We start from the raw sequence: 14311 nt of genomic DNA on the forward strand, positions 1-14311 counted from the left end.
ATGTCATGATAAATAGAAAACAGCAGCTTATACAAATGTTTCTAAATTCTTTAGCGACTATTACACCAAACTCTTTATTGAGCAGAGTAAACCATTTAGCAAATTTACCTGAGGAATTTTATCTATTTGGCAGTGGGAAAGCCGCAGCTACTATGGCCAAATCATTGGAGGAATCTTGTTTATCTCAAATTCAGGGAGGAACTATTGTTAGCAATATGCCAAACGTTTGTTTACAAAAAGTTCAACATCTACTTAGTAGTCATCCGATTCCTAGTAAACAAAGCCTCATAGCAGGTGAGATTTTGCAAAAAGAATTAAACAATTTAGGTAAAGACGATCATTTTGTGTATTTATTGTCTGGAGGAACTTCTGCTTTGATTGAAAAATTGCCTCCCGAAATTACACTTCGCGACTTACAAAATCTTACAGAGCAGTTACTATACAAAGGTGCAGATATTCATGAACTCAATACGACTAGAAAACACTTTTCTCTTATTAAAGGTGGAAAATTAGCACAGGATATTGTTGCTCAAGGTATTGTGTTAGTCATTTCTGACGTAATTGGAGACGACCTTACAACAATTGGGTCTGGCATTCTTTATGGCGACAACACTACCAAAGAAGATGCTAAACGAATTTTAGTAAAATACCATTTATGGGAGCAACTTTCGTTTAGCATGCAACAAGTAATTCAAAAAAGTAAAGTATTATGTGAACCCAAAAACAATATACGACATATTGTTATTGCAAATAATCAGTTCGTCTTAAAACACCTAAAAACACAATTACAAGAACAGAAAATATCAACTCGTATTGTAACCACAAAAATGCATGGTGAAGCAACATGTATCGCGGAATCGATAGCTAATACAGCCAAAGATGCTTTATCACAATCTTCACCATTCTCTCTTCCTTTATGCCTTCTTTATGGTGGAGAAACTACAGTCACAGTTACTGGAACAGGTAAAGGTGGTCGTAATCAAGAATTAGCTCTGGCAATTTTATCGCACTTACAAAATGTAAAAGGAATTTCCGTACTTTGTGCAGGCACTGACGGTATTGACGGAAATACAAACGTTACTGGAGCAGTTGTTTGTGGAGAAATGTATAATACTCAGATTGCAGAATATCTGCAAAATAATGATTCTTATCATTTTTTTGATAAATATGGAGGTCATATCACAACGGGAAAAACAGGTACGAACGTAATGGACATTGTTATGATTTTTATTGAGAAGGAAAATGACATATGAATTACTTAGATTGGATCGTGGTTGTTGTTTATTTAGCAGGAATGATTGCTCTTGCTGTTCACCTTGGAAAGTCACAAAAAAATGGTGGTGATTATTATCTGGGAGGAAATGATGTTAATTATTTTGCCATTGCAATTTCAACAATGGCGACCCAGTGCTCTACAAATAGTCTATTAGGGGCACCTGCCTTTGTCATTGCATCAGGAGGTCTTTTGTGGTTACAAAATGAACTTGCAGTACCGTTAGCAATGATAGGTGTCATGATCTTTCTTCTACCGTTTTTTCGTAAACAAAATATTATATCTGTTTACGAGTACCTTGAAAAACGTTTTGGTGTCGGAACGCGTACATTCATGTCTGTTGTGTTTCAAATCTTACGTGCTTTTGCGACAGGTGTAACTGTATACGGTATTTCTATTGTTTTGCAAGAGATTACCGGTATGGAGTTTTGGTTAGCTGCTCTTATTCTCGGTGTTATTACTATTATATATGATATGTTTGGTGGTATGAAAGCTGTTATTTACTCTGATATTATTCAGATGGTTGTTTTATACGGTGGAATCGCTATTTGTTTATACTACGCTGTAACTTTGACCGGTGGTTGGACAGAAGTGTGGAATTTATTACCTGCTGATAAAGCAAACGCTCTGGACTTTTCTCATCATGGTCTTGGCGATGGAAAGGACTATGCATTCTGGCCGATGCTTATTGGCGGATTTTTCCTATATGTGAGTTACTACGGATGCGATCAAACGCAAGTGCAAAGAGAACTATCCTCTAAAAGTATCGACGACACCAATATGTCACTATTTATAAATGGAATTTTGCGTTTTCCTTTAGTGATTACATACTGCTTAGTTGGAGTTGCGATTGCAGCATTTATTATAAAAAACCCCGAGTTTCTAAATGCTATTCCCAAAAACGCAGATGGTGCTATTAACTACAATTTAACTGTCCCGCAATTTTGCATTATGTATCTTCCTCACGGTGTAATAGGTCTCATCATGATTGCTTTGTTTTCCGCAGCAATGTCATCACTTGATTCTACTATTAACTCCTTATCAGCAACAACAATGCGTGATATTGTCGAACGGTTTTTTGTAAAGGAGCCTCTTTCAGAGGAAAATCAATTATTTATTTCTCGCTCTTTAACTGTGTTTTGGGGTGTTGTGTGCGTAATATTTTCTTTTTTCGTAGGTAATATTGGCGACTCAATTATAGAAGCAATTAACAAAATTGGTTCTTTAGCAAATGGCTCAATTCTCGCAACATTTTTACTTGCTATTCTTACAAGACGTGCAAATGGTCGAGGAACAGTTATTGGCATTATTTGTGGTTTTGCGTTTAACGTATACTTATGGCTATACTTCCCTAAGGTATCTTGGTTATGGTGGAATCTTTTTGGCTGTGTAATTACATTTGTTAGTGGATATGTATTTAGTATACTTTTAGGTGGAGAAAAGCATAATCCAGATGAAATAGATGACTTAATTTTTTCTTCTAATGCAAAAAGTTTTTTCAACTATAAGAAAAACTGGCCTGTTTACTATGCTATTCTAGTAGGATATTTTGGTTTTATGATTTATATGTTAAGTGTAATTAGTTCACTAGGAGCGAAGTAATGAATATTGCTCTAATGCATTTTCGTGCAGGAGAAACCGACGGTGTTTCATTAGAAATGGATAAATGGAAAAAAGCAATGAAGCACCTTGGGCACGAATGTTTAATTGTGTCCGGTTGCGGAGGTGATTACAATCATCCATACTTAGATTTTCGTCACTCTAAGGTACAGAATTTTTTTGCAAATGCTTTTAGTGCTTTAAATGTAACACCTTCTGCTCTCGAAGAGTTAGCACAAGAAATTTATGATAAAATTTCTATTTTTTTAGAAGAAACTTTTCGCAACATTTCTCCGCAAATTTTGATTGTTAATAATGTTTTTTCACTACCATTAAATATCCCTTTAGCAAAATGTATTGTGAACTTAGCACAAAAATATAATATTAAAATTATTGGTTTTCACCATGATTTCTATTGGGAGAGAGAAATATACGATACGACATGTTCATATATCGATAATGAACTACAGCAATATTTCCCTCCTTGCTCTTTAGAGAAACACTTAGTTATTAACTCTATAGCTCAAAATTCTTTGGAAAAACAAAAGAAGATGTCATCGATAGTTGTTGATAATTATTTTGATTTTGAGAAAGTTACTTTTGAAAAAGACAACTATAATGTTGAACTTCGTCAAAAATTAAACATAGGCGAAAATGACATTTTCGTTCTCCATGCAACGCGTATTGTAAGACGCAAAGGTATTGAATTTGCTTTACAGACTTGTGCTGCAATACAACAAAAACTAGTAGATGAGAATGATCCGCGCAAAGTACATATTGTATTTCCTGGATTACAAGAAGATACAATCTACTTAGAAGAGCTAAAAAAATATGCTGAATTTTATAAAATAGAGCCGCAGTTTATTCCCGATCTATGTACACATACGCGAGAAAGTGGTACCTTTTCTCTATGGGATTTCTATGTAGAAGCGGACTTGGTTACCTACACAAGTTTATATGAAGGATGGGGAAACCAACTAATTGAAGCAATTGCAGCGAAGAAACCTATTATTCTTTATGAGTATCCTGTATTTGAAAGTAATATTAAACAGCTTGGATTCGAAACTTTTTCTTTAGGAAACAGCTACAAAGAAGAAAATCATATTCGTTACATCGACAAGCAGATTATTGATAAAGTAGTGATAGATATACTTGAATTTCTAAGGTCTCCAAATGTGGGTATGCTAGAACGTAACTATGAAATAGCAAAAAAACATTTATCAATTGGTGCTCTAGAGCAGGTATGTGAAAAATTGTTAAAATGCTGAAAATAAAGTGTTTTTAATATGGTGGTAGACTGCTAAAAAAATGTTTAGGGCGTGTCATCATTCAAAATATTGTGTGTTTTGTTGAGCCCGAGCCCTTTTGCGAGCCCGTTTCCGAAACTTTCACTAACAATTTATCAAAGAAGCAAAGTTTCTTTTTCCATCGCAAAAAACTAGTATTAAACCAATAAATCACTTTCTGTCGCTCTCAAAAAGTTTTCGGGCGCGGGCTCGCAAACGGGCTCGGGCTCAATACTACTGGCGTATCATTAAATGAATCCTCAGTAATTTGTAGCGAAATTTTCAGGAAAAATGTAAATGCGTTCTGCACAATATTATACAACTGTAATCTTAATATTTCTAATAACTTCAATACATTTTGATACAGCAAATACCAAAATGATTCGCCCTATTTTTTTGATTCAAAATAAATTGCAATTTCTTGCAAAGTAGTTCCTGCGGATAATCTTTTAGCTGTAAGATTATAGTAATCTCGAAAATCAAAACAAACAGGATAAAACTTTTTTATAGTTATTTTCACCTTTCAAACTCCATTTCCTAAAATTTTCTGACTTTTGCTAAAAGTTCATTCCAAAGCTGAAACAATGGTACATGCGTTGCTCCGCAAAATTGTCCGTCTCCCATTTCGATAACAATCCATTTTCTTGACTCCAGTTGTCCAATATCAATAGCAATATATGGAGTTGATATTCTTTTCGCAGCCTTTTGAGCTAAATATAATACCTCACTTTCTTCTGTCGCTGACAGTTTGGAAAGCTCATCTTCGCCATCCCAATAGTACCCATATGATAATACTTCTCCTTTATATAAAAAAACTCGATACTCTCGCCCAAAAGGAAAACCTAATTTTGAAGTGCGTACATGACGTAATTTCGCATACTCTCGCACAATCACATTTCCCACCGTTTGTTTTTTATATTTACAAAATAAGTCATGAGCAACTTTTCGCAGTTGCTCTTTATCGTGAACAATTCCTATTCCTAAAGATTTTAGCGAAAGTATCGTGCCTTTTACAAAAACAGGGAAAGTAAGATCAAGTTCATCAATCATTGTTTCATCCGTAAGAAAATAACTTTTAGGGGTTAAGTCTTCTATCGATGAATAATACAAGTGAAAATGTTCTGCTAAAGCGTATTCTTGTGGTGAATTGACGAGATATATGTTTTTTTGTTTTGCGGCGTTGTAAATTTCGTTATAACGCTCAATAGTCGGGATATAACCAATGTAAACAGCTTTTTTTGGTATTTGTTGTTGAGGAACATAACAGAGTGCACCTTCGGCATCACCACAATCGTCAAAATCACTTGGAATAAAATAAACACGGCAGCCTGACGCTTGCGCAACTTTTGTGACTTGTTCAAGGTCGCGCGCGCTTTCTGAATTGAGAGTGGTATGTTCGCTAAATACAATCATTTTCTTTTCCCATGTCTACAAAGAATTTGTTGTAAAAAAATACAGGCGTTAAAATAGTACATTTAATTGTAACGAATAAACAGAAACTAAGGCAGCGTAATTTTACAATATTGTTACAGTAAAACTTCTTTGCCCGTGCTAAAATATAAGTAGGATTTTGAAAAAACATATCTTACAAGGAGTTGCATTGTGGCTAAACACATTTTGGTTGTGGAAGATGATTTTGCTATTCGTCAAGGAATTGTTGATGCACTTGAATTTGAAGGATATCAGGTATTAGAGGCTGATCGTGGTGATGTTGGTATGGAAATGGCTCTTTCCTACGAATATGATTTATTGCTTCTCGACCTAGTTTTACCTGAACATAGTGGTTTGGAAATTTTACAAGAAGTACGAAGTGCTAATTCGACGCAACCTGTTATTATTCTAACTGCACGCGGAGAAGAAAATGATCGCGTTCAAGGTTTACGTCTAGGAGCGGATGATTACGTAGTAAAACCATTTAGTATCAAAGAGCTTTTAGCGAGAATTGATGCCGTATTGCGACGTTCACCAGAAAGACCAAATAAACGACAAACCGCAACTATCAAAAATGGAATTATTGATTTCTCCAAATGCGAAATCCGTTTCGATGATAAAGAAAGCGTTGTACTTTCTGAAAGAGAAGTTGCATTACTTCAATACTTGGTTTGCCATGCAAATCGCGCAATTTCACGTGAAGAAATATTAACAAGAGTATGGAAGTTTTCTCCTGGTGAAGTAGAAACAAGAACCATTGATATGCACATTGCACGATTACGAGAAAAGCTGCGCGATCGCAATTCTAAAATTATCTGTACCGTACGCGGCAAAGGCTATATGTTTGGAGAATAATTATGCGTCCTCTGTATATTTGGATTGTTTTTGGTTCATGCTTAGTAGCAATGATTATAGCTATGTTGTGGGTAAACAATGTAATTCTAGATCTAGAAGAAGCTCAACAACAAGCAAGTCACGAAGCTATTGTCGAAGAAAATGTACGTTTAGCCCTATGGCGGCTTGATTCTTATTTGGCACCAATTATCGCCCAAGAGAATTCTTCCCCATATTTTTTTTACAGCTCTTTTTATCCACTAGAACGGGCTTATAGCAAAATGTTTGACGAGGTGTATGCTGGAGAGTTCTTGGTTCCATCACCGCTAATGACAACACCATCTGAAAATATACTACTGCATTTTCAAATACACCCAGATGGACGTATTACTTCACCACAGATGCCTTCTGTTAATATGCACAATATTGCTGTACAAAAATACACTTCGGACAAAAAAATAGATATTGCATATAACCTTTTAAGCGAACTACAAAATAAAGTAGACATACACCGTTTACAAAAAACACTACCTAAAAAAATTCGCCAACCTAAAACAGCGATCGTGCATAAATCATTGCCAATACAAAAAAAAAATAAGTGGCAACAAAAAAATAAGTGGCAACAAAAAAATCAATCAGAGTTTCGCGTAAGAAAAAAATACCAACAACTATCGTACAACAACAGTATAAGAAATCGTACTCCACAAACAAATGTTGGTGAAGGGGTTATGAAGGCTATATGGATTAACAATGAGTTACTATTTATTCGTCCAGTAATGATCGATGGCGAGTACTATTTTCAAGGTTGCTGGATTGATTGGGATAAATTACGCGGTAACTTGTTGCAAAATATAAGCGATTTACTACCTGAAGCGAACATAAAACCTTCAAACTCAAAAAAAGAGCAACGCATTCTTGCAATGTTACCTGTTCAGTTGCTTCCTGGAAATGTAAATATCGACAGTAACTTACAAATGTCTCCACTAAAAATTTCATTACTTGTTGCATGGGGATTTATGATTTTGGCAACAATAGCGATCACAGTACTTCTGTTTGGAGTTGTTTCTATCAGTGAACGCCGCGCTTCTTTTGTGTCTTCAGTTACACACGAATTGCGAACCCCCTTAACAACATTTCGCATGTATGCTGAAATGCTAAATGAAGGAATGGTGAGCGAGAAAAAGCAAAAACGTTACTTTGCAACGATGTTAGCTGAAGCAAAAAGATTAACTCATTTAGTTGAAAATGTACTAGAATATGCACGCTTAGAACGAAAACGCACTGGAAGAGATCCAAAACCAGTAGCGGTAAACAACCTAATTCATCATATGCACAACCATATTGAGCAACGTTCAATACAAGGTGGAATGAAACTATCTATTAATATAGATGAAAATCTACAATCAATAGTCACCTATACAGATGTTACTATTATAGAGCAAATTGTATTCAATCTAGTAGATAACGCTTGTAAGTATGCATCAAAAGGATCAGACAAACGAATAGTTATATCTGCAAAAGAATTGCCGCACTACTTTTTGCTTACCATAAGAGATTACGGCCCCGGGATACACAAAAAACAAAAAAAGAAACTATTTGGTGCTTTTAGTAAATCAGCAGAAGAGGCAGCGCATTCTGCTCCAGGTGTTGGATTAGGCTTGGCCTTGAGCTACCGATTAGCAAAGCATCTTCATGGAAAACTAGTGTACGACTACAAGGTAAAAGACGGTGCAATGTTTACTCTGTATATACCAAAGCACAAAATATAGAATCCTAAGTAAACAGAACTACGAGGAAATGGTACTAGTTCTTCGTTTTTTTTTCTTGTTTTAAAGTGAAATTTTTACCTGATAGAGTCATTAAAAATTTCACAATATATCCAACATCCATTTTGTTAAGTTTTTTGTTGAGTTGAAGGTAAGTTATTGTTTCTACAGCTTTTTCTAAAGTTTTTATTTTGCCATCGTGAAAATATGGTGCTGTTAAAGCAACATTACGCAGAGATGGAACTTTGAACATGAATTTGTCTATTTCGTTCTTTGTTTCATTAAAACGTCCAAAATCTTTGTTGTTTTCATATACATTTAAAAGACCTATTTTATTATAAGAATTTCCTCCTAAGAGTGGTCCATTATGACAAGTAACACATCCTATTTTTATAAATTTGTCAAGACCAATTAATTCGTCTTTAGTTAGAACATCTAAACTTCCTTTTTGAAAATCATCAAAACGATCCGTTGTGATTAATGTCCTTTCAAAAGCAGCAATAGCAATTGCAATATTATTATAACTAATCGGTCTTTTCGTTTTAGGAAAAACCTTTTTAAAAAGTTTTCTATATCCTCTTATCCTACTAATTTTTTTTACAACAACCTTTTTATTAGGTATTCCCATTTTTATGGAATTCAATATAGGTTCTTTAGCTTGTTCTACAAGATCTTTTGCTCTACCGTCCCAAAACTGAGTAATATGAAATCCCGCATTGTAAACTGTCGGAGAATTACGAGTACCTGTTTTTCCCTTTGTCCCTGGAGACGTTGGTAGATTATCAACTCCTGCTAAATTTTTGTCAATTCGGTGGCAACTATTACAAGATATCGTATTGTTTTCAGACAATCTCTTCTCAAAGAACAATCTTCTTCCAAGTGAAACAAGTTCAGGAGTGTCATTCTTACTGCCAGGCATTTTACTTGGTATTACCCCAAAGTATTTGAGGGCTTCTTTTTGTAATTTTACAGCTTTTTCTTTTAATTCCTTAGTGTTTTCAGAGGTATTTTGCTTGCATCTGATAAACAACCCAAAGAAAATCATAAACAATATAATATGTTTTCTCAACGTTTTATCCTTAGTATGTATTAGTACATAAATTATAATATAAAAAATGTGCTTGAAGGCAAATTAATTTACCTTCAAACCCTCATCAAACAATCCTTGTCACATCCAAAATAGAAAGAAACTAAGGTTTTGTAACTTTCTTTTTGTCTGTAAGTGTGCTCAAAAAAACAACAATCAAATCTACCTCTTCAGAGTCCAATTTTTTTCCTAATTGCATCCATGCCATTTGTTGTACAGCCTTTTTTAAAGTATTAGTACCACCATCATGAAAATATGGCGCTGTAATAGCAATATTTCTCCAAGATGGTACTTTGAATTTTTCTTTATCTAATTCATTTTTAGTAATTTCGAAACGCCCCATGTCTATTTTTCCTGGATAACGATTTACTAAACCAGCGATCTGAAAACTATTTGCGCCAAGTAAAGGTCCATTGTGGCAGCTAATACAACCCTTTTCAATAACAAGCTTTAATCCTTTTAATTCCTTATTATTAAGAGCAAGAGGGTCTCCTTTCAAAAAATCATCAAATCGATCTCTAGTAATCAAGGTACGCTCAAAAGCAGCAATTGCGGATGCCATATTTCCATAAGAAACAGGTTGTTTATCTCTAGGAAATGCTCGACGAAAAAGTATTCTATATTTTTTTATACTTCTTAATTTTTTTTCAACATATTTTTCATTTGGCATTGCCATTTCAATAGGATTTAGTACTGGTCCTTTTGCTTGTTCTACAAGATCTTTTGCTCTGCCATCCCAAAATTGAGCAATATGAAAACCTGCATTTAATACCGTAGGGCTATTACGTCCACCCTTATCACCAAAAGCACCAGGAGATACGGAACGGTTATCAACTCCAGGTCCATTTTTATTCAAATTATGACAACTATTACAAGACTGTTTATTATTTTTTGAAAGGCGTTTTTCAAAGAACAAATGCTTTCCTAATTTTCGCATGTTTGGAGTATCCTTTTCTCCTCCAGGCATTTTTTCAGGAATGGCTCCAAAAATAGTTTGGGCTTGGTACATTAAAGCCGCTATTTCATTCACAGACAATACTTGTAATTTTGTTTTTGTATCTATTGTGTTATTTTGAGTTGAGTTATTCGTTGAACTTTCTGAATCACACCCTAATAGAAATAAAATAACAACCATGATGAAAACCAACTTTTCCATAACAAAACTCCTATTGTATTTTCTTTACTACTCTAAATCCCAAAAACTGCACACGATAAGAAGCAGGATTGCGATCTCTGTAAGAAGATCTACAAACACGAGGACTAGACCAAAAGCTGCCTCCACGATAGACACGAGTATTTTTAAATTCTTTTTCATTATAACTACTCAACCAACGATCCTGACACCATTCAAAAACATTGCCTGACATATCATACAAATCAAAACTATTTGGTTTTGTTTTACCCACTTCACTAATTTTGAATTGTGAACTTTGAGAAGACCAAGAATACAAACTATCAAACTTATTTCCCCAAAAATACTTTGTGGTACTTCCCGAACGACAGGCATATTCCCATTGTTCTTCTGTTGGCAATTGAACATCCATTTCTTTGCAAAACTCTTGACAATCATTCCAAGAAATGTTTGTCGATGGAAAAAAACTTTGGTTTGTACTTGCTTTACCCATTACTTGATTCCAAATAGCATTTGTTATTTCATATTGGCTCATCCAAAATGCTTTTTTGATGATTACTTTATGTCTTGGCCCTTCATTTAAATCTCGTTCTTCTTCATTACTTGGAGACCCCATCCAATATTGTCCAGGAGGTAAAAGAATCATATGAATTTTTGTTTTGTCATCAGGTAGTACAATACTATCTTTCAAAGACAAGCCATGATTGTATGCAAACCATTTTTGATATTCTCTGGTGTAAATTTTCTTCTTATCGACTGACAAATTTTCCCAAATTTTACTAGTAAAATCCAACCATTTACCATTCCAGCAATCTTTCCACAATTTTGCAGACCACTGCTCTGGTTTATCTTTGAGGGCGTTTAGTTTAAAGGACAAGGTATATGTCTTATTGAAATCTTCGATGCTAGCATCTACTTGTAGTTTATATTCTTTTTCTATCTGCGAAATTTTTAATGGAATATATATGGTTTCTTTTCTGGTGTGTTTTTTAGAATGCCAAGTAATAGGCTTTAGCATTCCCTCACTACTCACTTTTAATTGTAGTTTTTTCTTTACATATTTTTTATATTGAAATCCAATATAAATTTTTTCATTCAATAGAAAATGTTTTTTTGATCTTTTTTTATCGTCTACCAATCGCATTCTAACTCGAAAGATATCAGGGTTTTTTATCGTAACTTTTGCATACCCAATAATATTACTGGAACTTATACGAATGACTCCTTCACCTGGTTTTTCCGGTGCTACGAAAGTCCCTGTATTATCTATTTTACCAATAGATGTACTCCAAGTAACAGATGAGGGAAAATTGGTTGGGTAACCAAACTTATTATACGGTATAGATTGAAATTCATGGCGAGTGTTCGGTTTTAGAGTGATTTTATTTGGAACTATTTCAATGTACTTGACTTTTTTTATCAGTGCTAAGTTATCAGTTTCTTGCTTTTTGTTATCCTGTATCGTGTTTATCGTAGAATTTTCTTTCGCATTTTGCTTTATCAACTCATCAACAAAATATATTGCAACACTTACTACAAATAAGATTATCGCAGCTGCATAAATCCATCTATTCTTTTTTTTCTTTAAATCAGGATCGATTTTAAACGTGGAAGTCTCTAAAATTTCTTCAAGACTACGCTTTTTTTTATGGGAATTCGTTTCTGTTTCCACGATATAAGAAAGGGCTTCGTAAAACTCTTCTGTATCTTTAAAACGATCTTGTCGTTCGCGTTGTAGAGCTTTTACAATAACTCCTTCTACAGATTTTGATATTTCTGGGTTTATAGAAGACGGAAGAGGAAGTTCTAGAGTAAGTCGAGAAACAAGAGTATCCACGTGGGTCGATCCTTTAAACGGGATCTTTCCTGTTGCCATTTCGTAAAATATAATTCCTAAAGAGTAAAGATCAGAACGAGCGTCTAATTCTTCTCCTCTTGCCTGCTCTGGAGCCATATAGTAAGGCGTTCCAATTGTATGTTTCCCTGTAAGTTGCGTATTATCTGAATCTTTTTCATATATCTTTGCAATCCCAAAATCGAGTAACAAAGCGTGATATTTTTCGTCGCGTATTTCAATAAAAATATTTTCAGGTTTTAAATCGCGATGAATAATCCCTTTAGAGTGAGCAACTTGCAAAGCGGACAAAACTTGTCTCATGATTGATATAATTCTGGCCTCTGGCAGTTTAGCTTCTTCCATCATACTTTTTAGAGATGAGCCGTGCGAATAGTCCATAGTAAAGTAAGGATTACCATTTACTTCATTAAATTCTCTAATAGGTAATATATTTTCATGATTGAAACTCATACAAAGCTGTGCTTCGCGAAAAAATCTTTTTTTGTTTACTTCACTTTTTAACAGATCAGAATGAAGTATTTTAACAGCAAAGTATTTTTTTAAAAGAAGGTGTTCAACTTTGTAAACACTTCCCATTCCACCTTTTCCAAGTAACTCTATTACTTTATACTTATTGTCTATTACTTTTCCTATAAAAGACTCATTTTCCTGATCATTATTAGAATTTGAAACTTTTGTCTCATAATTTGTATCTGTAGATCTTTGAGAAACTTCTTCGAGCTCAGCAGCGTTATACCTTATGGTACTTTTTCTTTTTTTCGTAAAATTTTCCTCAACAATATTATTATTATTTGAAGACTGATTATTCTTTTTTTGAGTGCCATCTATAGTAAAACTTTCTACACCTGCATCATTTAAATTTGAAAATTGATTATTCTTTTTTTCCTCTTCGTCGTTGTTTAAATTTGTATATTCATCCATCTTATTCTCCTATTATTTATACAACGAGATATCATGCAATTGAAATTTTTAAATTATTTTAAATTACTCTAATTTAGAGTAAATGGTACTGGAGTTAAACAATACTCAATATCAAGTATACAATTACCTTTAACTTATATAAGTAATAAGACTTTATGTAGTATTTAGAGTATTGTAAATTGCAGCAAAATCATGCTACAATTTATAATATAGCAAAAAACGCGCCAAAAGAAATTGGTCTTCTAGTAGCTGGCTGTATTTCTTTGTTTAATTTCATTATTAAAACTCTTAGACAAGTTAAGATAAGTTATGCTTAGTTGATCGCTGTTGGATTGATAATTTGGGTTTTATTTCGAAGATATTAGGGGCATCAATTAGTCAAAAAACTGTATAAAATCTAAAATTAATTTATTATAAAACTATAACTGTAATCGCAATAGTAACCTAATATATCAAGATTTCGTTTTAGACATAAAAAGTATCTTACTATTTATCGAGTATGGTTGTATTCGCATATTTTTTAGTATAATATGGCATTTAAAATTGATTACACACCTTGGTTGTTTGCTAGTGATAATATGCTATTTTTTATTTTTTTTTTAAGGTAAAACCGTTTTATTTTTTCCTATTGAGCAACTCCTCTTGGCTTTTAGACGATTTTTCGTCTACAAAATACTTTTGTTGTTTAAAAACAACAAGGTCGTTTCTAATCCATTCCAAAAATAAGTATGTTTACTGTTTTAAAGAAGTTACTTTATTTGTTTTTAATCACAAAATTTTATTAAAGCGTGTCGACGTTTAAAATTTTTGGTTTTATTTTAACAAAATAATGCAAGAAGCTTGAAAAATAGCGCCTAAAAAATGATAGCTTTTTTATTATATCTGGTTGCAATAGTTCGGGGCCATGAAATGGAAAAATAGGATCTTTCAAAAGTAGATGTCAAATCTTTACAAGCACTTTGTTTTAGCCACCATTCATTTTTAATATCTCAAGAGTCTTTAAATTTCTTATTTCTGTAGGAAATCCATCTAATTGATTATTTTCTATCCAAAATGCTTTTAAAAATCTCAACTTGCTCATTCCTTTTGGTAAACTGTACAATTGATTATTACCTAGGTACAAA

11 protein-coding genes are annotated in these 14311 nt (G+C 33.6%); 5 read left to right on the forward strand and 6 right to left on the reverse strand.

The features are described from left to right. Positions 1 to 5 precede the first annotated feature (5 nt). Genes UABHE_RS30935 through UABHE_RS30945 form a run of 3 tightly spaced genes read left to right on the forward strand, consistent with a single transcriptional unit; the run spans position 6 to position 4140 of the window. Positions 6 to 1253 (forward strand): glycerate kinase, encoded by a 1248-nt coding sequence (locus UABHE_RS30935; RefSeq protein ID WP_372367278.1) that lies wholly within the window; start codon positions 6 to 8, stop codon positions 1251 to 1253. After that, entirely contained in the window at positions 1250 to 2875 is a 1626-nt protein-coding gene (locus UABHE_RS30940; protein ID WP_372367279.1) for a sodium:solute symporter, read from the forward strand. The genes UABHE_RS30935 and UABHE_RS30940 overlap by 4 nt, the downstream gene beginning before the upstream one ends. Continuing rightward, entirely contained in the window at positions 2875 to 4140 is a 1266-nt protein-coding gene (locus UABHE_RS30945; protein WP_372367280.1) for a glycosyltransferase, read from the forward strand. The genes UABHE_RS30940 and UABHE_RS30945 overlap by 1 nt, the downstream gene beginning before the upstream one ends. Positions 4141 to 4546: 406 nt before the next feature. Here UABHE_RS30945 and UABHE_RS30950 read toward each other — a convergent pair whose 3' ends face one another. Both UABHE_RS30950 and UABHE_RS30955 read right to left on the reverse strand, forming a co-directional pair. Further along, entirely contained in the window at positions 4547 to 4678 is a 132-nt protein-coding gene (locus tag UABHE_RS30950) for a hypothetical protein (RefSeq protein ID WP_372367281.1), read from the reverse strand. Between the two features lie 17 nt (positions 4679 to 4695). After that, positions 4696 to 5571, reverse strand: a complete 876-nt coding sequence (locus UABHE_RS30955; protein ID WP_372367283.1) for an ATP-grasp domain-containing protein — start codon at positions 5569 to 5571, stop codon at positions 4696 to 4698. Positions 5572 to 5760: 189 nt separating this feature from the next. Between UABHE_RS30955 and UABHE_RS30960 the strand changes: the two genes are divergently transcribed. Further along, the gene (locus UABHE_RS30960) at positions 5761 to 6444 is read left to right on the forward strand and encodes a response regulator transcription factor (protein ID WP_372367285.1); all 684 of its coding nucleotides are present in this window, start codon (positions 5761 to 5763) and stop codon (positions 6442 to 6444) included. A 2-nt stretch (positions 6445 to 6446) separates the two neighbouring features. After that, positions 6447 to 8192, forward strand: coding sequence for a sensor histidine kinase (locus UABHE_RS30965; RefSeq protein ID WP_372367286.1), 1746 nt, complete (start codon positions 6447 to 6449; stop codon positions 8190 to 8192). 34 nt (positions 8193 to 8226) lie between these two features. On the opposite strand, the gene UABHE_RS30970 is transcribed toward UABHE_RS30965, so the two are convergent. The 4 genes from UABHE_RS30970 to UABHE_RS30985 all read right to left on the reverse strand — a co-directional run bounded on the left by UABHE_RS30970 (position 8227) and on the right by UABHE_RS30985 (position 14289). Then, positions 8227 to 9234 (reverse strand): cytochrome-c peroxidase, encoded by a 1008-nt coding sequence (locus UABHE_RS30970; RefSeq protein WP_372371700.1) that lies wholly within the window; start codon positions 9232 to 9234, stop codon positions 8227 to 8229. Between the two features lie 145 nt (positions 9235 to 9379). Continuing rightward, positions 9380 to 10432 (reverse strand): cytochrome-c peroxidase, encoded by a 1053-nt coding sequence (locus tag UABHE_RS30975; protein ID WP_372367287.1) that lies wholly within the window; start codon positions 10430 to 10432, stop codon positions 9380 to 9382. A gap of 10 nt (positions 10433 to 10442) precedes the next feature. Beyond that, complete coding sequence (locus UABHE_RS30980; RefSeq protein WP_372367288.1) at positions 10443 to 13187, reverse strand: bifunctional serine/threonine-protein kinase/formylglycine-generating enzyme family protein; 2745 nt, start codon at positions 13185 to 13187, stop codon at positions 10443 to 10445. Between the two features lie 964 nt (positions 13188 to 14151). Then, on the reverse strand, positions 14152 to 14289 hold the full coding sequence (locus UABHE_RS30985) for a hypothetical protein (protein ID WP_372367289.1): 138 nt from the start codon (positions 14287 to 14289) through the stop codon (positions 14152 to 14154). Positions 14290 to 14311: the final 22 nt, after the last annotated feature.

The organism is Candidatus Uabimicrobium helgolandensis (assembly GCF_041508025.1).
GTDB lineage: Bacteria > Planctomycetota > Uabimicrobiia > Uabimicrobiales > Uabimicrobiaceae > Uabimicrobium > Uabimicrobium helgolandensis.

Bases quoted from the DNA above. Each gene is read 5' to 3' on its own strand.
- UABHE_RS30935 (WP_372367278.1), top strand. From the start codon at position 6: ATGATAAATAGAAAACAGCAGCTTATACAAATGTTTCTAAATTCTTTA.
- UABHE_RS30940 (WP_372367279.1), top strand. From the start codon at position 1,250: ATGAATTACTTAGATTGGATCGTGGTTGTTGTTTATTTAGCAGGAATG.
- UABHE_RS30945 (WP_372367280.1), top strand. From the start codon at position 2,875: ATGAATATTGCTCTAATGCATTTTCGTGCAGGAGAAACCGACGGTGTT.
- UABHE_RS30955 (WP_372367283.1), bottom strand. From the start codon at position 5,571: ATGATTGTATTTAGCGAACATACCACTCTCAATTCAGAAAGCGCGCGC.
- UABHE_RS30965 (WP_372367286.1), top strand. From the start codon at position 6,447: ATGCGTCCTCTGTATATTTGGATTGTTTTTGGTTCATGCTTAGTAGCA.
- UABHE_RS30970 (WP_372371700.1), bottom strand. From the start codon at position 9,234: ATGATTTTCTTTGGGTTGTTTATCAGATGCAAGCAAAATACCTCTGAA.
- UABHE_RS30975 (WP_372367287.1), bottom strand. From the start codon at position 10,432: ATGGAAAAGTTGGTTTTCATCATGGTTGTTATTTTATTTCTATTAGGG.
- UABHE_RS30980 (WP_372367288.1), bottom strand. From the start codon at position 13,187: ATGGATGAATATACAAATTTAAACAACGACGAAGAGGAAAAAAAGAAT.